The following is a 22,920-nucleotide window of genomic DNA, read 5'->3' as shown; positions in this document are numbered from 1 at the left end:
TATTATGTCTTTGCTCAATCTATACGCAAAGACATTTAGATGTCCAGATGTATTGACGTCTATTTCTGTAATGCTATTCTGTCACTCTTCATTTATCTCCCAGTCAGGAACAGTGAGCACCATGACGCGTAAACAGGCAACCATCGCAGTACGCAGCGGTTTGAATGATGACGAGCAATATGGCTGCGTTGTCCCACCGATTCATCTCTCCAGTACTTATAATTTTACCGACTTTAATCAGCCGCGTGCCCATGACTATTCCCGTCGTGGCAATCCGACGCGCGATGTGGTGCAGCGCGCCCTGGCGGAGCTGGAAGGCGGCGCGGGCGCGGTGATGACCAACACCGGTATGTCGGCGATCCATCTGGTGTGCACGGTGTTCCTGAAACCTGGCGATCTGCTGGTTGCCCCGCATGACTGTTACGGCGGCAGCTATCGCCTGTTCGACAGCATGAGCAAACGCGGCGCTTATCGCGTGAAATTTGTCGACCAGAATGACGCTGCGGCCTTGCAGGCGGCGCTGGCGGAAAAACCGAAGCTGGTGCTGATTGAAAGCCCAAGCAACCCGCTGTTGCGCGTGGTGGATATCGCGGCGATTTGTCAGGCGGCACGGGAAGTGGGGGCGGTCAGCGTGGTGGATAACACCTTTATGAGTCCGGCACTGCAAAACCCGCTGGCGCTGGGGGCTGATTTGGTGTTGCACTCCTGTACCAAATACCTGAATGGCCACTCGGATGTGGTTGCCGGCGCCGTGATTGCCAGAGAGGCAGCAACCGCCACCGAACTGGCATGGTGGGCGAATAATATCGGCGTGACCGGCGCGGCTTTCGACAGCTACCTGTTGCTGCGCGGTATGCGCACGCTGGCGCCGCGTATGGCGGCGGCACAGCGTAATGCGCTGGCAATAGTTGATTACCTGAAGCAACAACCTTTAGTGAAAAAGTTGTATCATCCTTCGCTGCCGGAAAATACCGGGCATCAATACGCGGTACGTCAACAACGCGGCTTTGGCGCCATGTTAAGTTTTGAGCTGGATGGCGATGAGCAGAGGCTGCGTCGCTTTTTGAAAGCGCTGGAACTCTTTACCCTGGCAGAATCGCTGGGCGGCGTGGAAAGTCTGATCTCCCATACCGCAACCATGACGCATGCGGGCATGTCGGCGCAAGCGCGGGCTGAAGCGGGAATTTCAGAAACGCTGTTGCGAATTTCTGTCGGAATTGAGGATCACGAAGATTTAATAGCCGATCTGGATAATGCATTCCGGGTAGCGGCCGAGAGGTAATGATGAGTATTTCAGCAGTAGCAGGGACGCATAACGCGCGGCAATTGCATAAATTTGGCGGCAGCAGTCTGGCTGACGCCAAATGTTACCAGCGCGTAGCCGGTATTGTGGCGGATTACAGCCAGCCGGGTGATCTGATGGTGGTGTCAGCCGCCGGTAGCACCACTAACCAGCTGATTAGCTGGCTGAAACTCAGCCAGAGCGATCGTCTGTCAGCTCATCAGGTGCAACAGGCGTTGCGTCGTTATCAGAGTGAACTGATTACAGGTCTGCTGCCTGCTGAATTTGCTGAACCGATGATCGCCACATTTATTCAGGATCTGGAAAGGCTGGCGGTGTTGCTGGACGGTAAAGTCACCGATGCGGTGTACGCGGAAGTGGTGGGGCACGGTGAGATCTGGTCGGCGCGTTTGATGGCCGCCGTGCTGAATCAGCGCGATATCGAGGCCAGCTGGCTGGATGCGCGTGATTTTCTGCGCGCTGAACGCGCCGCGCAGCCGCAGGTGGATGAGGGTAAATCCTGGCCGCTGCTACAGCAGCTGATGGCGCAGCATCCGCATAAGCGTCTGGTGGTGACCGGTTTTATCTGCCGCAATGAGGCAGGGGAAACCGTGCTGCTGGGGCGTAATGGCTCCGACTACTCCGCCACGCAAATTGGCGCGCTGGCTGGCGCTTCCCGCGTCACTATCTGGAGTGATGTTGCCGGGGTTTACAGCGCTGATCCGCGTAAGGTCAAAGATGCCTGCCTGCTGCCGTTGCTGCGCCTGGATGAGGCCAGCGAGCTGGCGCGTTTAGCGGCACCGGTATTACATACCCGTACCCTGCAGCCGGTTTCCGGCAGTGATATCGATCTGCAACTGCGCTGTAGTTATCAGCCAGAGCAGGGCTCAACCCGTATCGAGCGCGTGCTGGCCTCCGGCACCGGCGCGCGGATTGTCACCAGCCATGATGATGTCTGTCTGATTGAGTTTCAGGTGCCGCCGCAGCATGATTTTGCCGCGCTGCATAAAGAGATCGACCTGCTGCTGAAACGCGCGCAGGTGCGTCCGCTGGCTACCGGGGTTCATCCGGATCGTAACCTGCTGCAGCTGTGCTATACCTCAGAAGTGGTGAACAGCGCGCTGGATATTTTGCAGGATGCCGGTTTACCGGGTCATTTGCAGTTGCGTGACGGTCTGGCGCTGGTGGCGCTGGTCGGCGCGGGCGTCAGCCGCAATCCGTTGCACAGTCACCGCTTCTGGCAGCAGATTAAAGATCAGCCGGTGGAGTTTGTCTGGCAATCGGAAGAGAGTATTAGCCTGGTGGCGGTACTGCGCGTCGGTCCGACGGAGCATCTGATTCAGGGGCTGCATCAGTCGCTGTTTCGCGCGGAGAAACGGATTGGCCTGATGCTGTTTGGCAAAGGTAATATCGGTTCGCGCTGGCTGGAACTGTTTGCGCGCGAGCGTGAAATTCTCTCGGCGCGCACCGGTTTTGAATTTCTGCTGGCTGGCGTGGTGGATAGTCGCCGCAGCCTGCTGAGCTATGACGGGCTGGATGCCAGCCGTGCGCTGGCATTCTTTGAAGATGAAGCCGTGGAGCAGGATGAAGAATCCCTGTTCCTGTGGATGCGCGCGCATCCGTTTGACGATTTAGTGGTGCTGGATGTGACTGCCAGCACGCCGCTGGCCGGGCAGTATCTTGATTTCGCCAGCTACGGTTTTCATGTGATTAGCGCCAACAAGGTGGCCGGCGCCTCAGATAGCCAGACTTACCGGCAGATCCGCGATGCCTTTGCTAAGACCGGCCGTCACTGGCTGTATAACGCGACGGTCGGCGCCGGGTTGCCGGTTAACCATACCGTGCGCGATCTGCGTGAAAGCGGCGACAGTATTCTGGCCATCAGTGGTATTTTCTCCGGCACGCTCTCCTGGCTATTCCTGCAGTTTGATGGCACGGTGCCTTTTACCGAGCTGGTGGATCAGGCATGGCAGCAGGGTTTAACCGAGCCGGATCCGCGCGTCGATCTCTCCGGCCAGGACGTGATGCGCAAGCTGGTGATTCTGGCGCGTGAAGCGGGCTATAACATCGAGCCGGATCAGGTGCGGGTAGAATCGCTGGTGCCAGCGGGCTGTGAAAGCGATTCAGTCGATCACTTTTTTGAAAATGGCGATGTGCTGAACGATCAAATGGTGCAGCGGCTGGAAGCGGCCCAGGAGCTGGGGCTGGTCCTGCGCTATGTCGCGCGTTTCGACGCCAACGGTAAAGCACGGGTTGGCGTCGAAGCGGTACGCCCGGAGCATCCGCTGGCTTCATTGCTGCCTTGTGATAATGTATTTGCTATTGAGAGCCGCTGGTACCGTGATAATCCGCTGGTTATCCGTGGTCCCGGAGCGGGGCGTGATGTCACCGCTGGCGCCATTCAGTCCGATATCAATCGCCTGGCGCAACTGCTGTAGCACTGATGATGACCGGACAATGTCCGGTCATTGCACATTCTGACTGCCATGATGAATTTCTTTCATCTTCAGTGAGAATTTGTCACGCATGTTGATCATTTTTCTGTTGACGAGTTAACCCGGATCCGTCATTTTGAGTGTCTGGACGTCTAAACGTATGGATGTTCAACTTACGCAGTCATAATTACATGAAGCGATTGATGAGGTATAGGGTATGAGTTTTTTTCACGCCAACCAGCGCGAAGCATTAAATCAAAGTCTGGCAGAGCTGAACGGGCAGATTAATGTCTCTTTTGAATTTTTTCCGCCGCGCACAAGTGAAATGGAACAGACGCTCTGGAGCTCAATCGATCGCTTAAGCAGCCTGAAACCCAAATTTGTGTCCGTGACCTACGGCGCGAACTCCGGCGAACGTGACCGTACCCATAGCATTATCAAAGGGATTAAAGAGCGTACCGGCCTTGAAGCCGCGCCGCATCTGACCTGTATCGACGCTACCCGTGATGAACTGCGTACCATCGCCCAGGATTACTGGAATAACGGTATTCGCCATATTGTGGCGCTGCGTGGTGATTTACCACCAGGCGGCGGCAAGCCGGAAATGTACGGTGCGGATTTGGTGGCGCTGTTAAAAGAGGTCGGTGACTTCGATATTTCCGTGGCGGCTTATCCGGAAGTACATCCGGAAGCGAAAAGCGCCCAGGCGGATCTGATCAACCTGAAGCGTAAAATCGATGCCGGCGCCAATCGCGCCATTACCCAGTTCTTCTTTGATGTCGAAAGCTATCTGCGTTTCCGCGACCGCTGTGTGTCGACGGGGATTGATGTGGAAATCGTGCCGGGGATCCTGCCGGTATCGAACTTTAAGCAGTTACAGCGTTTTGCCACCATGACCAATGTCCGGGTGCCGGGCTGGATGACCGCGATGTTTGAAGGGCTGGATGATGACCCGGAGACACGCAAAATGGTCGGGGCCAATGTGGCGATGGATATGGTGAAGATCCTCAGCCGTGAAGGGGTGAAGGATTTCCATTTCTATACCCTGAACCGTGCTGAAATGAGCTACGCGATTTGTCATACGCTGGGTGTGCGCCCGGCAGCAGCATCATAAATCGGACGGCGTAAAGACAACGGGCGGCATAAATGCCGCCCGTACAAAATGCCTGCAGGGGAGCCATTAATGGCTCCCTTTGGCTATTAACCGGTATTGCGCATCCCCGCCGCCACACCGGCGATGGTCACCATCAACGCCTGCTCGACATGGGCATCCGGTTCACCTCCCAGCTCCTCCTGCCGGCGCGAACGATGTAACAGTTCGGCCTGTAGTACGTTCAGCGGATCGGTATAGACGTTGCGCAGGGCAATGGATTCGGCAATCCACGGCTGGTCGGCCATCAGATGTGAATCATTGGCAATGGTCAGTACCGCTTTAATGTCGGAATCCAGCTGATCGCGCAGCTGTTTGCCCAGCGGCCACAGTGATTTATCCACCAGGCGCTGATCATAATATTCCGCCAGCCACAGGTCGGCTTTCGAGAACACCATTTCCAGCATGCCAAGACGAGTGGAAAAGAATGGCCAGTCACGGCACATGGTTTCCAGCTGATCCTGATGACCTTCCTCCATCGCTTTCTGCAACGCGGCGCCGGCACCCAGCCAGGCGGGCAGCATCAGACGGTTCTGCGTCCAGGCGAAAATCCATGGAATGGCGCGCAGTGACTCGACGCCGCCGGTTGGGCGGCGTTTTGCCGGGCGTGAACCGAGCGGCAGTTTACCCAGCTCCTGCTCCGGGGTCGCGGAACGGAAATAGGGCACAAAGTCCGCATTTTCGCGCACGTAACCACGGTACATGTCGCAGGAGACCTGCGACAGCTGGTCCATAATGTTGCGCCACTCTTTCTTCGGCTCCGGTGGTGGTAGCAGGTTTGCTTCCAGGATCGCCGCGGTATACAGCGAAAGACTGGAGATGGTGATTTCCGGCAATCCATATTTAAAGCGGATCATCTCACCCTGTTCGGTGACGCGCAGGCCGCCTTTCAGGCTGCCTGGGGGTTGTGACAGCAGTGCCGCCTGCGCAGGCGCGCCGCCACGGCCGATAGTGCCGCCACGTCCATGGAACAGCGTCAGGGCGATGCCCGCTTTCTCACAGGTTTTGATCAGTGCATCCTGCGCCTGATACTGTGCCCATGAGGCGGCCATCACACCGGCGTCTTTCGCCGAGTCAGAATAGCCAATCATCACCATCTGTTTGCCCTGAATAAAGCCGCGATACCAGTCAATACTTAACAACTGGCTCATCACGTCGTTAGCGTTGTTCAGGTCATCAAGGGTTTCAAACAGCGGCGCTACCGGTAACGCGAACGGAATACCGGCTTCTTTTAACAGCAGATGTACCGCCAGCACGTCAGACGGGGTTTTCGCCATGGAAATAACATAAGCGGCGATTGAGCCTTTTGGCGCCTGTGCGGCGACGCGGCAGGTTTCCAGCACTTCATGGGTGTTGGCGCTGGGTTCCCACTGACGTGGCAACAGCGGACGCTTGGAGTTCAGTTCGCGGATCAGGAAGGCCTGTTTATCGGCTTCTGACCAGCTTTCGTAATCGCCGAGACCGAGATAGCGTGTGACTTCGGCAATCGCTTCGGTATGACGGGTGCTCTCCTGGCGGATATCGATACGCACCAGCGGCACGCCGAAGCATTTTACGCGGCGCATGGTATCCAACAGCTGGCCGTTGGCGATAATGCCCATGCCGCACGCCTGCAGTGACTGATAACAGGTATACAGCGGATCCCACAGCTGGTCGTTGGAAACCAGCAGGTCAGCCGGACGGGTCGGGCGTTCGCCCTTCAGTTTCCCTTCCAGATAAGCCTGGGTATTGGTTAACTGGCTGCGCAGATGCTTCATAATTTCGCGGTACGGTTCCAGCGCTTCCGGATTGCCGCACAGCTCGCGTACTTCCGGGGTACATTCCGACATTGACAGCTCGGAAACCAGTACCGCGATATCGCGCAGGAACAGGTCGGTGGCTTTCCAGCGGCTCAGCTGCAGCACGTGACGGGTAATATCAGAGGTGACATTCGGGTTGCCGTCGCGGTCGCCGCCCATCCATGAGGTAAACTGCACCGGGACAAAGTCGACCGGCAGTTTGTAACCAAAGGCGGCTTCTACTTGCTCATTCAGCTCACGCAGAAAGTCAGGTACCCCTTCCCACAGGCTATTTTCCACCACGGCAAAGCCCCATTTGGCTTCGTCGACCGGCGACGGGCGATACTTACGGATCTCATCGGTATGCCAGGCCTGGGCGACCAGCTGACGCAGGCGGCGCATAATCTGGCTGTGGTCATAGTCCGAGAGGTCATTATGGTCGAGCTGCTTAAGGCAGGTATTGACTTCGACCAGTTTATGAATCAGGGTGCGGCGGGTGATTTCAGTCGGGTGTGCAGTCAGCACCAGTTCCAGTGATAGCGACTCAATGGCTTCACGGACAGCCTCTTCAGTGAGATCGGGCTGCAGTTTCAGGCGATCAAACACCCTGGCCAGCATCTCCGGATTATTGGCGCCTTCGCCTTTTGGCGAGATAGTGTGGTATTGCTCAGCGGTATTGGCCAGGTTCAAAAACTGACTGAAAGCCCTGGCGACCGGCAGTAATTCGTCATTCGACAGGTTTTGCAGCGTATTGAGCAATTCCTTACGATCGGCATCATTTCCCGCACGGGATGACTTGGAGAGTTTGCGGATGGTTTCCACCCGATCAAGGATGTTCTCTCCCAGCGCATCCTTTATAGTATCCCCGAGCAGTTTGCCGAGCATACTGACATTACTTCGCATTGCGGAATATTGTTCGTTCATATGACCCCTGACACCCTTATATTTTCTGTAACTTTATTTCACCCTTACGGGCATAACTTCGTCTTTTATCTAGCCATGTAACTATCCATTCGTCAAATGCCTTAAACATGCGGCATCCTGCCGCTAAATGACGGTAATTTATGAAATTTAATTACATCAAGGTGAGATAAGTTATTCTTATCGCCAAACACGGAATAAATCAGCGGTAAGTGGCTCTATAGCCAGACAAATACCCCGGTTATCTCTGATTGTGGCAAAAGTGTTGCACAACCTGAGCAATCAATTCACGGGTCGGTTTAATAAATGCCATATCAATAAATTCATCGGGCTGGTGGGCCTGATTTATTGAGCCTGGACCCAGTACCAGCGTCGGACAGACCTGCTGAATAAACGGCGCCTCCGTGCAGTAGTTAACTACTTCGGTTGGCGTACCCAACAATTTCTCAACGACCTGTACCAGCTGATGATCGGGCGGGCATTCATAGCCAGGAATCGGCGGATGCAGCTCGCCCACCGTCAGGCGACCCGGCCAGCGCGCGCTTACCGGCGCCAGCGCTTCGTTCAGCAGGCCATCAAGATCGCTCAGCGTCAGCCCTGGTAGCGGGCGGATATCCATATGCAGTTCACAGCAGGCGCAAATGCGGTTAGCCGCGTCGCCACCGTTAATATGACCAAAGTTCATGGTCGGATAGGGAATAGCGAAACCATCGTGATGATAGCGCTCTTTTAGGGTATTGCGCAGCTTCATCAGATGACTAATGGCATCGTGCATCAGTTCAATGGCATTGACCCCGCGGCCCGGATCGCTGGAGTGGCCAGACTGCCCCTGAATACGAATCGCCTGCGACAGATGGCCTTTATGGGCGCGAACCGGTTTCAGCGAGGTCGGTTCACCGATAATCGCACAGTCCGGGCGCAGCGTAGTGGATTGCGCAAAGTAATGCGCGCCCGCCATGGTGGTCTCTTCATCGGCGGTCGCGAGGATATATAGCGGTTTTTCCAGCGTGGAAATATCTGTGTCACGCAGGGTATCAAGAATAAACGCGAAGAAGCCTTTCATATCGGCGGTGCCAAGACCGTACAGCTTGTTATCGTGCTCGGTAAGGGTGAAAGGGTCGCGCGTCCAGCGTCCGTCATCATAAGGTACGGTGTCGCTGTGACCGGCTAACAACAGGCCTCCGGCGCCGAGTCCGCTCTTCGCCAGCATATTAAATTTATGACGTGTGCCGGGTACCGGCTGGACTTCAACACTGAAGCCAAGGTCGCGAAACCAACCGGCGAGTAAATTGATTAAAGTTTCATTACTCTGATCGAGCGCGCTGTCGGTAGCGCTGATTGACGGTATAGCGATCAACTGGCGGTAGAGTTCAATAAAAGGGGGTAATTTTGTCTTCACTGTTGACAGTCCTTGAGTTAGGATAGTATCAATATTCATGCAGTAATAGTGAATAAAAATACATTAACGTCAGGCTTAAGGGAACGGTTAAATGGTTCCTGATTAAAAAAAAGCCTGTCCTCGTGGGTGTGGAGCCTGAAGGCTGCAACCCGGAATTTTGTGACTGTAAAAAGGTATACAGCCTGATGTTGAATACGCTGATTGTAGGCGCCAGCGGATATGCTGGTGTAGAGCTTGCGACCTATCTGAATCGCCATCCGCATATGAACATAACCGCTTTAGCGGTTTCAGCGCAAAGTCCGGATGCAGGAAAATTACTTTCCGACCTTCACCCGCAGCTGAAGGGGGTGATCGATTTGCCACTGCAACCGCTTAGCGATGCGGCTGAGTATGCCGACAAAGTGGATGTGGTATTTCTCGCCACCGCGCATGAGGTGAGCCACGATCTGGCGCCGGAGTTCCTGAAAGCGGGCTGCGTGGTATTCGATCTGTCTGGCGCTTTTCGCGTCAACGACGCAAACTTTTTTACCCAATACTATGGCTTTACACATCAGCACCAGCAATGGCTGGAGAAAGCGGTGTATGGTCTGGCGGAGTGGCAGCACGACAAAATTAAAGAAGCACAGCTGGTTGCCGTACCGGGCTGCTATCCGACCGCGGCTCAGCTGGCGCTGAAGCCATTAATTGAAGCCGATTTGCTGAATAATGCACAGTGGCCGGTAATTAACGCCACCAGCGGCGTCAGCGGCGCCGGTCGTAAGGCCAGCCTGAACACCAGCTTCTGCGAAGTCAGCCTGAAAGCTTACAATATTTTTGCCCACCGCCATCAGCCGGAAATTGCCGCGCACCTTGGCGTCCCGGTGATTTTTACCCCGCACCTGGGTAACTTCCCGCGCGGTATTCTGGAGACCATCACCTGTCGTCTGAAAGCGGGCGTCAGCCGTGAGGATGTGGCGGAAGCCTTCCATAACGCTTATCACGATAAACCGCTGGTGCGTTTGTATGAGAAAGGCGTGCCGGAATTGAAATCGGTGGTGGGTCTGCCATTCTGCGATATCGGTTTTGCCGTGCAGGGCGAGCATTTGATCATCGTTGCGGTCGAAGATAACCTGCTGAAAGGCGCCTCATCGCAGGCGATTCAGTGTTTGAATATTCGTTTCGGTTTCCCGGAAACGCAGTCACTTATTTAACAGGCGAGTTTGAGCACACCATGACTAATCCATTAATTATCAAACTGGGCGGCGTGTTGTTAGATAGCGAAGAAGCGCTGGCACGTCTGTTTGACGCACTGGTGACCTACCGTCAGTCGCATCAGCGTCCGTTGCTGATCGTACACGGCGGCGGCTGCCTGGTTGATGAACTGATGAAAAAACTGGCGCTGCCAGTGGTGAAAAAGAATGGCCTGCGTGTTACCCCGGCCGATCAGATTGATATTATCACTGGCGCACTGGCGGGTACCGCGAACAAAACGCTGCTGGCATGGGCAAAGAAATATGCTATCAATGCTGTCGGTCTGTGCCTCGGCGACGGCAACAGCGTTAATGTGACCCAACTTGATGAAGCGCTGGGCCATGTTGGCAATGCCACGCCGGGCTCACCAGTATTGATTAATTCCCTGCTGGCTGGCGGTTTCCTGCCGGTGATCAGCTCGATTGGCATTACGGCGGAAGGCGAGCTGATGAACGTCAATGCTGACCAGGCTGCTACCGCACTGGCTGCTACGCTGGGCGCCGATCTGATTCTGCTGTCAGACGTCAGCGGGATCCTCGATGGTAAAGGTCAGCGCATTGCCGAGATGACGGCAGCAAAAGCTGAACAGCTGATCGCGCAGGGCATTATTACTGATGGCATGATTGTTAAAGTTAACGCCGCACTGGATGCTGCCCGGACGCTCGGTCGCCCGGTGGATATCGCCAGCTGGCGCAATGCTGAACAACTGCCGAATTTATTTAACGGTGTGTCCATTGGCACCCGGATTTTCGCATAACGAAACGCTTTAAATTCAAGGATTAAAAAATGCAAAACCAAGGCATTAAAAAAATCGTTCTGGCTTACTCCGGTGGTTTGGATACCTCAGCAATTATTCCATGGCTGAAAGAGAATTACGGTGGCTGTGAAGTGGTTGCCTTTGTGGCGGATATTGGCCAGGAACGTGGCGATCTGGAAGGCGTTGAGCAGAAAGCATTGCAGTCTGGCGCCTCTGAGTGCCACGTGGTCGATCTGCGTGAAGAGTTTATCCGTGATTACGTCTATCCGGTACTGCAGACCGGCGCGTTGTACGAAGGTACTTATCTGCTGGGTACCTCCATGGCGCGTCCAATTATCGCTAAAGCGCAGGTTGAGCTGGCGCTGAAAGTGGGCGCTGATGCCCTGTGCCACGGCGCAACCGGTAAAGGTAACGATCAGGTGCGTTTTGAAACCACCTATACCGCGCTGGCACCACAGCTGAAAGTGGTGGCGCCATGGCGTGAGTGGAACCTGCGTTCCCGTGAAGCACTGCTGGACTACCTGAAAGAGCGCAATATCCCGACCACCGCGTCGCTGGAAAAAATCTACAGCCGCGACGAAAACGCCTGGCATATCTCTACCGAAGGCGGCGTGCTGGAAAGCCCATGGAATGCCCCGAACAAAGATTGCTGGGTGTGGACCGTCGATCCGCTGGAAGCCCCGGATCAACCAGAGCAGGTGACGGTTACCGTTGAGAAAGGCCGGGTGGTTGCGGTTAACGGTGAAGCGCTGAGCCCGTACCAGTGCCTGGACAAACTGAATGCTATCGGCGCGAAACACGGCGTCGGGCGTATCGACATCGTAGAAAACCGTCTGGTGGGCATTAAGTCCCGCGGCTGCTATGAAACCCCGGGCGGCACCATTATGGTTACGGCTCTGCGTGCGGTTGAACAGCTGGTGCTGGATCGCGATAGCTTTAAATGGCGTGAGCAGCTGGGCCATGAAATGTCTTACGTCGTGTATGACGGACGCTGGTTCGCACCGCTGCGTAAATCTCTGCAGGCTTCCGCTGAAGCGCTGGCAGAAGAAGTGAACGGTGAAGTGGTGTTGCAGCTGTACAAAGGTCAGGTGACTGCGATTCAGAAAAAATCGCCTAACAGCCTGTACTCTGAAGAGTTCGCTACCTTCGGTGAAGACGAAGTGTACGATCACCGTCATGCGGGCGGCTTTATCCGTCTGTTCTCGCTCTCTGCACGTATTCGCGCATTGAACGAAAAGAAATAAGTTGCCGGTTTACTGACACGGCAAGACGCGCAGGGGCGGCATTAATGCCGCCCCTGCGCCAGCGTCATCAAAACTCACTGAACTCATTTTTATCTAACGGAGCACTAACATGGCACTTTGGGGTGGACGGTTTACTCAGGCGGCAGATCAACGTTTCAAGCTTTTTAACGACTCGCTGCGCTTTGACTATCGTCTGGCAGAACAGGATATCGTCGGTTCCGTCGCCTGGTCCAAAGCGCTGGTAACGGTTAATGTGCTGACCGCAGATGAACAGCAGCAATTAGAGCAGGCATTAACCGTGTTGCTGGAAGAAGTGCGTGCCAATCCGCAACTGATTCTGGCAAGCGACGCAGAAGATATTCACAGCTGGGTGGAAGGGCGTTTGATCGACAAAGTCGGCGCGCTGGGTAAAAAACTCCATACTGGCCGTAGCCGTAACGATCAGGTCGCTACCGATCTGAAACTCTGGTGTAAAGAGCAGGTGACTGAACTGCTTGGCGCCACCCGTCAGCTGCAGCAGGCGCTGGTCGCTACCGCCGAAGCTAACCAGGACGCGGTGATGCCGGGTTACACCCACCTGCAGCGCGCACAGCCAGTGACCTTTGCTCACTGGTGTCTGGCCTATGTGGAGATGCTGGCGCGTGATGAAAGCCGTCTGCAGGATACCCTGAAGCGTCTGGATGTCAGCCCGCTCGGTTGCGGCGCGCTGGCGGGTACTGCTTATGCTATCGATCGTGAGCAGCTGGCTGGCTGGTTAGGCTTTGCCTCCGCCACCCGTAACAGCCTGGATAGCGTATCCGATCGCGACCATGTGCTGGAGCTGCTTTCTGATGCTTCTATCGGTATGGTGCATCTGTCGCGCTTCGCTGAAGACCTGATTTTCTTTAACACTGGTGAATCAGGCTTTGTTGAGCTGTCAGATCGTGTCACCTCCGGCTCTTCACTGATGCCGCAGAAGAAAAACCCGGATGCGCTGGAACTGATTCGTGGTAAATGCGGCCGCGTACAGGGCGCACTGACCGGTATGATGATGACGCTGAAAGGCCTGCCGCTGGCGTATAACAAAGATATGCAGGAAGACAAGGAGGGGCTGTTTGATGCGCTCGATACCTGGTCCGACTGTTTGCATATGGCCGCGCTGGTGCTGGATGGTATTCAGGTGAAGCGTCAGCGTTGTAAGGAGGCGGCGGAGCAGGGTTATGCTAATGCGACTGAGCTGGCGGATTATCTGGTTGCCAAAGGCGTGCCATTCCGTGAAGCGCACCATATTGTTGGCGAAGCGGTAGTTGAAGCCATCCGTCAGGGTGTGGCGCTGGAAGCGCTGTCGCTGTCAGATCTGCAGAAATTCAACAGTGTGATCGGCGATGACGTCTATCCGTGCCTGGCGCTGCAGTCTTGCCTCGATCAGCGTAAAGCCAAAGGCGGCGTCTCCCCGCAACAGGTGGCCCTGGCAATTAGCGAAGCTAAAAAACGTTTGTAAATCGCAGGGCGCTGGCCCGGCTGGAACATCGTACGGGCGGCCTTGTGCCGCCCGGGTTAATTGATCAGGCCGTCACAAAGAACTGTTCCAAATCGTCGCTGCCGCCGATATGGCGACCGCCGATAAATACCTGGGGCACTGTCGCACGGCCAGTTATGGCGCGCAGGCTGACGCTGGTGGCATCCAGTCCCAGCACAATCTCTTCGTACTGAATACCGCGATCCAGCAGCATCTGCCTGGCTTTAGTGCAGAACGGGCAGCCAGGTTTTGTGAACAGCGCGACCGACTCCTGTAACTTAAAGTCGGGTGCCAGGTAGCGCAGCATGGTATCGGCGTCGGAAACTTCAAACGGGTCGCCCGGTTTATTGGGTTCAACAAACATTTTCTCTACCACGCCATTGCGCACCAGCATTGAGTAACGCCATGAGCGCGGGCCAAAGCCGAGATCGGCTTTCTCAACCAGCATTTCCATACCACGGGTAAAGTCGCCGTTACCGTCCGGAATAAAAGTGATGTTATTCGCCTGTTGATCGGCTTTCCAGGCGTTCATAACAAAGGTGTCGTTTACTGAGACACACAGAATGCTGTCAACGCCATGCAGGGCAAACACGCTGGCCAGCTCGTTGTAGCGCGGCAGATGACTGGATGAACAGGTCGGGGTAAATGCCCCTGGCAGAGAAAAGACCAGTACGGTTTTATCTTTAAACAGCTCATCAGTCGTAACGTCAACCCAGCGATCGCTCTGACGCGTATGAAAAGTGACTTGTGGGACCGACTTACCTTCCTGACTTGCAAACATAAAATACCTCATGGTTGAAATAACAAAATCTGGCGCTGGCCGAATGTTGGACATTATTGTCATATCAGCTTGATAGGGATAATCGTTGATTGCTATCCTATCTATCGCCACGGACTATCGTGGTTCGGAGGGTAAAATGAACATTCGTGATCTTGAATATCTGGTGGCGTTAGCCGAGCATCGTCACTTTCGACGTGCTGCTGATTCCTGCCATGTCAGTCAGCCGACGCTGAGCGGACAGATTCGTAAACTGGAAGATGAATTAGGCGTTATGCTGCTGGAACGCACCAGCCGCAAGGTTCTGTTCACGCAGGCGGGTTTGCTGCTGGTGGATCAGGCGCGTACGGTGTTACGTGAAGTGAAAGTGCTGAAAGAGATGGCGAGCCAGCAAGGCGAAGCAATGTCCGGGCCACTGCATATCGGCCTGATCCCGACCGTTGGGCCTTACCTGCTGCCGCAAATTATACCGATGCTGCACCAGACCTTTCCCAAGCTGGAGATGTATCTGCATGAGGCACAAACCCAGCAGCTGCTGGCGCAGCTTGACAGCGGTAAGCTGGATTGCGCGATTCTGGCGCTGGTGAAAGAGAGCGAAGCGTTTATTGAAGTGCCATTGTTCGACGAGCCAATGAAACTGGCGATCTATGCCGATCATCCATGGCACGACCGCGATCGTGTACCCATGTCTGAGCTGGCCGGTGAGAAACTGCTGATGCTGGAAGATGGCCACTGCCTGCGCGATCAGGCGATGGGTTTCTGTTTCCAGGCGGGCGCCGAGGAAGATACCCACTTCCGTGCCACCAGTTTAGAAACGCTGCGCAATATGGTGGCGGCAGGCAGTGGGATCACGCTGTTACCTGCGCTGGCGGTGCCGAATGAGCGCACCCGCGACGGCGTTTGCTATCTGTCCTGCTACAAACCGGAGCCGCAGCGCACCATCGCGCTGGTGTATCGTCCGGGATCGCCGCTGCGCAGCCGTTATGAACAGCTGGCAGAGGAGATTCGTACCCATATGCAGAATTATATGGGTAATAGCTTAAAACAGGCGGTTTAAGCCGTTCAGCGCCGCGACCCGATAGGCTTCGGCCATGGTCGGATAGTTAAAGGTGGTATTCACGAAGTATTCCAGCGTGTTGCCACCGTTTTTCTGCTCCATAATCGCCTGGCCGATATGAATAATTTCGGCAGCACGCTCGCCAAAGCAGTGGATGCCTAAAATCTCTTTGGTTTCGCGATGGAACAGAATCTTCAGGCTACCGACATTCATACCGACAATCTGCGCCCGCGCCAGATGCTTAAATTGCGCGCGACCCACTTCGTAAGGCACTTTCATCGCCGTCAGCTGCTGTTCGGTTTTACCAACCGAGCTGATTTCCGGAATGGTATAGATCCCGGTCGGGATATCTTCAATCAGATGGGCTGACGCTTCACCTTTGATTATTGCCTGCGCCGCGATACGTCCCTGATCGTAAGCCGCCGAAGCCAGACTTGGATAACCGATAACGTCGCCGACTGCGTAGATATGCGGCTGGGCGGTCTGATACATGCTGTTGACCTTCAACAGGCCACGGCTGTCCGCTTCAAGGCCGACATTTTTCAGCGTCAGCGAATCGGTGTTGCCGGTACGTCCGTTGGCGTACAGCAGACAATCGGCTTTTACTTTCTTGCCGGATTTCAGGTGAACAATCACTCCGTCATCGACGCCTTCAATCTTCTCAAACTCTTCGTTGTGACGAATCACTACGCCGCTATTCCAGAAGTGGTAAGAGAGTGAGTCGGACATCTCCTGATCGAGAAACGCCAGCAGACGATCGCGGGTGTTAATCAGATCCACTTTGACATTCAGACCCCGGAAGATCGACGCGTATTCACAACCGATCACCCCGGCGCCATAGATGATCACATGGCCGGGTTCATGATGCAGATTGAGGATCGAATCGGAGTCATAGATACGTGGGTGGGTAAAGTCGACATCAACCGGATGATAAGGGCGTGAACCGCAGGCGATAACAAACTTGCCCGCGGTCAGCTGCGCGGTGGTGCCATCGGGGGATTCGATCTCAACCGTGTTGGCATCGACAAAATGGGCATCACCCTGAAAGATTTCACAATGATTACGCTCATAAAAACCCTGACGCATCCGGGTTTGCTGGCTAATGACGTTTTCGGTGTGGTTAAGAATATCCGCAAATGAAGAGCGCAGCAGCAGACTGTGGTCACTGTATAGCGGGTTCTGATTGAACTCGATAATACGGCTTACAGCGTGGCGCAGTGCTTTTGACGGGATAGTTCCCCAGTGAGTACAGCCACCACCGATATTATGGTAGCGCTCGATCACCGCGATACGGGCTCCCTGTTTAACCAGACCCATTGCGGCACCTTCGCCGCCAGGACCTGAGCCAATAACAATGGCATCGTAATCGTAAGACTGTTGCATACCAGTACGTCCTATATTTTTATCTACATTTTTACAACGAGATTGTAACATCTCACCGCTCACATCCCAATCGTATCACTTATTTTTGCCGCGAATTGGCAAAGTAAAGGGGTTAACAGGCGTTCACAAAGTTGATCGGACTGTACGCTGAAAAGTTTGCTATAGTTCGGCTTCGGCAGGTCAAACAGGCAGAATAATGGGCGTCAGAGCACAACAAAAAGAACGTACACGACGTTCGCTCATTGAAGCGGCATTCAGCCAGCTGAGTGCCGAGAGAAGTTTCGCCAGTCTTAGCCTGCGTGAAGTTGCTCGGGAAGCCGGTATTGCGCCGACATCATTTTATCGTCATTTTCGTGATGTAGATGAGTTAGGGTTAACAATGGTCGATGAAAGCGGCCTGATGTTGCGTCAGCTGATGCGCCAGGCACGTCAGCGGATTGCGAAAGGTGGCAGTGTGATCCGGACTTCGGTCGCCACCTTTATGGAGTTTATCGGCAACAACCCTAACGCTTTTCGTCTGCTGTTACGTGAGCGATCAGGCACATCCGCCGCCTTCCGTGCGGCGGTTGCGCGCGAAATTCAGCACTTTATCGCGGAACTGGCGGATTACCTGGAGCTGGAAAACCGCATGCCGCGCAGCTTTACCGAAGCGCAGGCCGAAGCGATGGTGATTATCGTGTTTAACGCCGGCGCCGAGGCGCTGGATATTGATGTTGAACAGCGACGCCAACTGGAAGAGCGGCTGGTGTTGCAGCTGCGGATGATTTCGAAAGGGGCTTATTACTGGTATCGCCGTGAGCAAGAGAAGTTGGCGGTAACACTGGAATCAAATAATTAAGCGGGTTGCTAAGGATAATGACATGACTGAAACGATCCATCGGGACAAAGGAACCTTAGTGCTGGCGTTTATCACCGGCCTGTCGATAAACGGTTCTTTCTCCGTACTTTTTAGTTCTATCGTGCCGTTTTCAATCTTTCCGCTGATTGCGCTGGGCCTTGCGGCCTGGTGCCTGCATCAGCGTTATCTTAACCGGGCGATGCCGGAAGGGATGCCTTCGCTGGCGGCGGCGTTTTTTCTGCTGGGCATACTGCTGTATAGCGCAATTGTGCGGGCGGAATATCCCGATCTGGGATCGAACTTTATCCCGACCATTTTGATGGTGGCGCTGATTTTCTGGATTGGTCTGCGGATTAAGGCGCGGAAAAACGGCTAAAGGCAATAACGGCGAAGGTCGTTCGCCGTTATTGAGGTTTACTGAACCGTATTTGCGTAGCAACCGGGCATGGTTAATGGCCCCGCTGAATTTACTGCTTAAGCGTCAGTAACACACCGCATTCCATATGGTGGGTGTAAGGGAACTGATCGAATAGCGCCAGCCGCGTTACCTGATGGGTTTGCGCGAGGGTTTGCAAATTTTCGCTTAAGGTCTGCGGATTACAGGAGATATAGAGGATCTGCGGATAGGCCTGCACCATCTTCAGCGTTTCGGCATCCAGTCCGCTGCGCGGCGGATCGACAAAAATGGTCTCACACTGATAACTGCTGAGATCGATGCCCTGTAAACGGTTAAATTCACGCTCACCGTTCATCGCCTGAGTAAACTCTTCGGCTGACATACGGATAATCTGCACGTTATCGATCTGATTCGCGGCAATATTGTATTGCGCGGACGCCACCGACGGTTTGGCGATCTCTGTCGCCAGCACCCGGCGGAAATTACGCGCCAGCGCCAGCGAGAAGTTGCCATTACCGCAATAGAGTTCCAGTAAATCCCCCTGCGCATCTTTGGTCACATCCAGCGCCCACTCCAGCATCTGAATATTCATCGCCGCATTTGGTTGGGTAAAACTGTTTTCTACCTGACGGTAAATCAGCTCGCGGCCGCCGACCGGCAAACATTCATCGACAAAATCCTGATCGAGACAGATTTTGGTTTTGGTGGCGCGGCCAATCAGATGCAGATTAATGCCTTGCGCGCGCAGGGCATCACGCAGCACGGTCGCCGCCTGCTGCCACTCATCATCCAGGGCGCGGTGATACAGCAGTGAGACCACGATCTGCTCGCTGATGGTGGAGAGATAATCAATCTGGAACAGCTTGCGGCGCAACACGCGGTTATCGCGAATGGCAGCAATTAACAATGGCATCAGGCGATTAATCAACTGGCTGGCTGCCGGAAAGCTGTCGACGCGAATACGCTGGCGCGTCTGCTGGTCAAACATAATGTGATAGATATCGTCGCCGTCATGCCAGAGGCGGAACTCCGCACGCATGCGGTAATGACTCACCGGCGAACGAAATACCTCAACCTCAGGCGCAGCAAAGGGCGACATCATTCCCTGTAAACGGGTGACCTTTTCCGCCAGCTGGGCGTCGTAGTTTTCGATTGGTAATTGTTCCGGCGTCATGTGAGTTCCTGATTGAATGGCTGACTTGCCAGGCGATTGTAGGGATTCGATCGTCGATGTCCAGTATTGTCGCGAAAAGCGTTATTTTAGCACTCTGGAAGTCTGGACTTCCATTACTCTTGTCCGTAGTATGCGCTTTCCGGTCTCCTGAAGAGTTAAAAGGGAATCCAGTGCAAATCTGGAGCTGACGCGCAGCGGTAAGGATTGTCGTGGCGATTGCGAATGCAGACACTGTCATATGATGGGAAGTCTTCGCCAGTAAACGACGCCAAGCCCGAAGACCTGCCGGGGTACGTCGCACTTCGTACGATCATCGCGTGCTATCGATCGTATGCCTGCGGCATCCTGCTACATGTGTTTGGATGCTTGAATTCAAATGATGAAAACAACAACTCCGCTGCTGGCGTTTAGCGTCACAGCTATTTCTCTCTGGGCGCAAAATGGCTTTGCGCAGCAAAATGATGATGCGCTGGTGGTTACGGCTAACCGCTTTGCGCAGCCGGTCTCTTCGGTACTGGCGCCCACCACTGTCGTCACCAAAGAACAGATTGATCGCTGGCAGTCGAAAACGCTGATCGATGTGATGCGCCGCTTACCCGGTGTGGATATCGGCCAGAATGGTGGTATGGGCCAGCAAAGCTCTCTGTTTATTCGCGGCGCAAACTCCAGTCATGTGCTGGTGCTTATTGACGGTATTCGCCTTAATCAGGCGGGGATCAGCGGCGCTTCCGATCTCAGTCAGATTCCGGTCTCTTTAGTAAAACGCATTGAATATGTTCGTGGCGCGCGCTCTGCGGTATATGGTTCCGATGCTATTGGCGGCGTGGTAAACATTATTACCGGTCGTGATAAGCCCGGCACGACCCTGAACGCTGGCGTCGGCTCCAATGGCTATCAATCCTATGATGGTTCCACGCAGCAGCTACTGGGTGAGAACACGCGTCTGACCATGGCGGGCAATTATACTTATACTAAAGGCTATGATGTGGTAGCGGGCTATCCGGATGTGTATGGCGACCCCGCGCAGCCTGACCGCGACGGTTTTATGAGTAAAACCCTGTATGGTATGGTTGAACATCAGTTTAATGACCAGTTCAGCGGCTTTTTCCGTGGCTACGGTTTTGATAACCGCACCGCTTACGATGGCACCTATGTTTACGACGCCAACTATGCCATTACTGGCCTGCCAGATACCCGTCAGTTGTACAGCCAGAGCTGGGACACCGGCCTGCGCTTCCATGAAGGTATTTATTCGACACAGCTGATTGCCAGCTACAGCCACAGTAAAGATTACAACTACGATCCGGGTAAAGGCCGTTACGACACCTCCGCCACTCTTGATGATGTGCAGCAATATAACCTGCAGTGGGGCAATACGCTGGCAGCGGGTAATGGCACCGTCAGCGGCGGCGTTGACTGGCAACGGCAAACCTCCGAACCCGATACTAATTATGTCAGCGAAGGGCAGGAGCAGCGCAATACCGGCATCTATGCCACCACCCAACAGAAATTGGGCAGCGTGACGCTGGAAGGTGCGGTGCGCGGTGATGATAATAATGAATTTGGCTGGCATAACACCTGGCAAAGCAGCGCCGCATGGGAGTTTGTTGACGGTTATAGCCTGTTTGCTTCCTATGGCACGGCATTCAAAGCGCCAAATCTGAGCCAGGTTTATAGCCAGACCTATGGCAATCGCGATCTTGAACCGGAAAAGAGCAAGCAGTGGGAAGGGGGCTTTGAAGGTTTAACCGGTCCGGTTAACTGGCGTCTTTCCGGCTATCGCAATGACATTAAAGATTTGATCGGCAGCGACCCGGCGACTTATCGCTATTACAATATCGATAAGGCGAAGATCAAAGGGGTTGAGGCCACCGCCTCCTTTGATACCGGACCGCTTAGCCATCAGGTTTCCTATGACTATGTCGACCCGCGTAATGCGACGACTAATGAAGTACTGGCACGCCGGGCTAAACAGCAGGTTAAGTATCAGCTCGACTGGACCATCCACGACTTTGACTGGTCGGTAACTTATCAGTATCTGGGTGAGCGTTATGATAAAGATTACAACTCTTCCTATACTGCCCGGACAGTAAAACTGGCGGGAGTTAGTCTGTGGGATCTCGCCGTTTCGTATCCGGTCACATCTCAGCTCACCGTTCGTGGTAGAATTGCCAACCTGTTCGACAAAGATTACGAGACAGCGTATGGCTATCAAACCCCAGGACGGGAATACTTCGTTAACGGCAGTTACACCTTCTAAATTAAGACCCACCGTGCTGGTATTTGATTCCGGCGTCGGTGGGCTATCCGTCTATCAGGAGATGCGGCAATTGCTGCCGGATCTCCACTATCTCTACGCCTTCGATAATGTGGCTTTTCCCTATGGCGAGAAAAGCGAAGAATTCATTGTGGAACGCGTGGTGGATATTGTCACCGCGATTACCCGCGAAACACCGTTGTCGCTGGTGGTGATCGCCTGCAATTCCGCCAGTACGGTCACCTTACCTGCTTTGCGCGCGCGTTTTGATTTTCCGGTGGTGGGCGTGGTGCCGGCGATTAAGCCTGCGGCACGTTTAACCCGCAACGGTGTTGTCGGTTTGCTGGCAACCCGGGGAACGGTGCGTCGTCCTTATACTCATGAACTGGTGGCGCGTTTTGCCAGGGAGTGTAAGACCGAAATGTTAGGGTCGGCCGAACTGGTGGAGCTGGCTGAGGCGAAGCTGCATGGTAAGCCGGTGTCGTTAGATGAGATTAAACGTATCCTGCAGCCGTGGCTGCGTATGTCTGAGCCACCAGATACCGTGGTACTGGGCTGCACCCACTTTCCTTTATTAAGTGAAGAGTTGCAGCAGGTATTGCCGGAAGGCACGCGTTTAGTGGATTCGGGCGCGGCAATAGCGCGTCGTACCGCCTGGTTACTGGAACACGAGTCGCCGGTGGCGCTTTCGGCAGAATGCAATACTGCTTATTGCATGGCTTTTACTGAGGAAACAGCGCAATTAATGCCCGTTTTACAACGCTATGGCTTTGAAAAGCTCGAAAAACTGGCGTTTTGAGTAAAAAAACATCACTCGGAAAGTTTTTTGCAATTAGCACTTGTCAGCCGTCAGGAAGTCCCTATAATGCGCCTCCACTGACCCGGAACAACGACTTAACGGTCGCCGATTCAGGAAGAGAAAAGTGAATAAATCCTTGACTCTTTAGCGGTGAGGCGTAATATACGCAGCCCGCGCCACAGAAGATTGTGGCACTGCTCTTTAACAATTTATCAGACAATCTGTGTGGGCACTCGCAGGGTTGATATCGCAAACCATCTCCGGATGGAAAAAATTTGAAATATCAAGTCTCAAGAGTGACTACTATATTCATTACGAATAACAGTTTTAATTCTTTGAGCATCAAGCTTTTTAATTGAAGAGTTTGATCATGGCTCAGATTGAACGCTGGCGGCAGGCCTAACACATGCAAGTCGGGCGGCAGCGGGAAGTAGCTTGCTACTTTGCCGGCGAGCGGCGGACGGGTGAGTAATGTCTGGGGATCTGCCCGATGGAGGGGGATAACTACTGGAAACGGTAGCTAATACCGCATAACGTCGCAAG

The 22,920-nt window shown here is 54.2% G+C and carries 17 protein-coding genes, 1 rRNA gene and 1 riboswitch; of the genes, 13 read left to right on the top strand and 5 right to left on the bottom strand.

Annotated features, from left to right (window positions below; translation table 11 throughout):
- Positions 1-121: 121 nt before the first annotated feature.
- The 3 genes from metB (at position 122) to metF (ending at position 4,831) form a co-directional block, all read left to right on the top strand.
- Positions 122-1,282 (top strand): cystathionine gamma-synthase, encoded by a 1,161-nt coding sequence (gene metB, locus JWF83_RS22695; RefSeq protein WP_413652776.1) that lies wholly within the window; start codon positions 122-124, stop codon positions 1,280-1,282.
- A 2-nt stretch (positions 1,283-1,284) separates the two neighbouring features.
- The gene (locus JWF83_RS22690; protein ID WP_413653040.1) at positions 1,285-3,720 is read left to right on the top strand and encodes a bifunctional aspartate kinase/homoserine dehydrogenase II; all 2,436 of its coding nucleotides are present in this window, start codon (positions 1,285-1,287) and stop codon (positions 3,718-3,720) included.
- 214 nt (positions 3,721-3,934) lie between these two features.
- Positions 3,935-4,831 carry a methylenetetrahydrofolate reductase gene (gene metF, locus JWF83_RS22685; protein WP_413652775.1) on the top strand — a complete coding sequence of 299 codons (897 nt, stop codon included), beginning with the start codon at positions 3,935-3,937 and terminating at the stop codon, positions 4,829-4,831.
- Between the two features lie 86 nt (positions 4,832-4,917).
- On the opposite strand, the gene ppc is transcribed toward metF, so the two are convergent.
- Both ppc and argE read right to left on the bottom strand, forming a co-directional pair.
- The gene (gene ppc / locus JWF83_RS22680) at positions 4,918-7,569 is read right to left on the bottom strand and encodes a phosphoenolpyruvate carboxylase (RefSeq protein ID WP_413652774.1); all 2,652 of its coding nucleotides are present in this window, start codon (positions 7,567-7,569) and stop codon (positions 4,918-4,920) included.
- A gap of 238 nt (positions 7,570-7,807) precedes the next feature.
- Positions 7,808-8,965, bottom strand: coding sequence for an acetylornithine deacetylase (gene argE, locus JWF83_RS22675; protein ID WP_413652773.1), 1,158 nt, complete (start codon positions 8,963-8,965; stop codon positions 7,808-7,810).
- A gap of 185 nt (positions 8,966-9,150) precedes the next feature.
- Here argE and argC point away from each other — a divergent pair, with 185 nt between their 5' ends.
- From argC to argH, 4 genes are all read left to right on the top strand, one after another.
- Positions 9,151-10,155: an N-acetyl-gamma-glutamyl-phosphate reductase gene (gene argC, locus JWF83_RS22670; RefSeq protein ID WP_413652772.1), complete on the top strand. Its 1,005-nt coding sequence runs from the start codon at positions 9,151-9,153 to the stop codon at positions 10,153-10,155.
- A 20-nt stretch (positions 10,156-10,175) separates the two neighbouring features.
- Entirely contained in the window at positions 10,176-10,952 is a 777-nt protein-coding gene (gene argB / locus JWF83_RS22665; RefSeq protein ID WP_413652771.1) for an acetylglutamate kinase, read from the top strand.
- A 29-nt stretch (positions 10,953-10,981) separates the two neighbouring features.
- Positions 10,982-12,196, top strand: coding sequence for an argininosuccinate synthase (locus JWF83_RS22660; protein WP_413652770.1), 1,215 nt, complete (start codon positions 10,982-10,984; stop codon positions 12,194-12,196).
- Positions 12,197-12,305: 109 nt separating this feature from the next.
- Positions 12,306-13,676 (top strand): argininosuccinate lyase, encoded by a 1,371-nt coding sequence (gene argH, locus JWF83_RS22655; protein WP_413652769.1) that lies wholly within the window; start codon positions 12,306-12,308, stop codon positions 13,674-13,676.
- A 64-nt stretch (positions 13,677-13,740) separates the two neighbouring features.
- On the opposite strand, the gene JWF83_RS22650 is transcribed toward argH, so the two are convergent.
- The gene (locus tag JWF83_RS22650) at positions 13,741-14,475 is read right to left on the bottom strand and encodes a glutathione peroxidase (RefSeq protein ID WP_413652768.1); all 735 of its coding nucleotides are present in this window, start codon (positions 14,473-14,475) and stop codon (positions 13,741-13,743) included.
- Positions 14,476-14,611: 136 nt separating this feature from the next.
- Here JWF83_RS22650 and oxyR point away from each other — a divergent pair, with 136 nt between their 5' ends.
- Complete coding sequence (gene oxyR, locus JWF83_RS22645) at positions 14,612-15,529, top strand: DNA-binding transcriptional regulator OxyR (protein ID WP_413652767.1); 918 nt, start codon at positions 14,612-14,614, stop codon at positions 15,527-15,529.
- On the opposite strand, the gene sthA is transcribed toward oxyR, so the two are convergent.
- Positions 15,512-16,912: a Si-specific NAD(P)(+) transhydrogenase gene (sthA, locus tag JWF83_RS22640; RefSeq protein ID WP_413652766.1), complete on the bottom strand. Its 1,401-nt coding sequence runs from the start codon at positions 16,910-16,912 to the stop codon at positions 15,512-15,514. The two genes, oxyR and sthA, sit on opposite strands and share 18 nt — an antisense overlap.
- A 196-nt stretch (positions 16,913-17,108) precedes the next feature.
- On the opposite strand from sthA, the gene fabR reads away from it, so the two are divergent.
- Positions 17,109-17,750: an HTH-type transcriptional repressor FabR gene (gene fabR / locus JWF83_RS22635; RefSeq protein ID WP_413652765.1), complete on the top strand. Its 642-nt coding sequence runs from the start codon at positions 17,109-17,111 to the stop codon at positions 17,748-17,750.
- 22 nt (positions 17,751-17,772) lie between these two features.
- Positions 17,773-18,126: a YijD family membrane protein gene (locus tag JWF83_RS22630; protein ID WP_413652764.1), complete on the top strand. Its 354-nt coding sequence runs from the start codon at positions 17,773-17,775 to the stop codon at positions 18,124-18,126.
- Between the two features lie 91 nt (positions 18,127-18,217).
- Here JWF83_RS22630 and trmA read toward each other — a convergent pair whose 3' ends face one another.
- Entirely contained in the window at positions 18,218-19,321 is a 1,104-nt protein-coding gene (gene trmA / locus JWF83_RS22625; RefSeq protein WP_413652763.1) for a tRNA (uridine(54)-C5)-methyltransferase TrmA, read from the bottom strand.
- 123 nt (positions 19,322-19,444) lie between these two features.
- Positions 19,445-19,626, top strand: a riboswitch (cobalamin riboswitch).
- Between the two features lie 71 nt (positions 19,627-19,697).
- Here trmA and btuB point away from each other — a divergent pair.
- From btuB to JWF83_RS22610, 3 genes are all read left to right on the top strand, one after another.
- Positions 19,698-21,581 (top strand): TonB-dependent vitamin B12 receptor BtuB, encoded by a 1,884-nt coding sequence (gene btuB, locus JWF83_RS22620; RefSeq protein WP_413652762.1) that lies wholly within the window; start codon positions 19,698-19,700, stop codon positions 21,579-21,581.
- Positions 21,526-22,377: a glutamate racemase gene (gene murI / locus JWF83_RS22615; RefSeq protein WP_413652761.1), complete on the top strand. Its 852-nt coding sequence runs from the start codon at positions 21,526-21,528 to the stop codon at positions 22,375-22,377. Before btuB ends, murI begins: the two co-directional genes overlap by 56 nt.
- Before the next feature lie 352 nt (positions 22,378-22,729).
- Positions 22,730-22,920, top strand: a 16S ribosomal RNA gene (locus JWF83_RS22610); the annotation flags it as partial.

It is taken from the genome of Pantoea sp. B65, from assembly GCF_047308185.1.
Lineage (GTDB): Bacteria > Pseudomonadota > Gammaproteobacteria > Enterobacterales > Enterobacteriaceae > Erwinia.
This window is presented reverse-complemented; position numbering and strand designations above follow the sequence as displayed.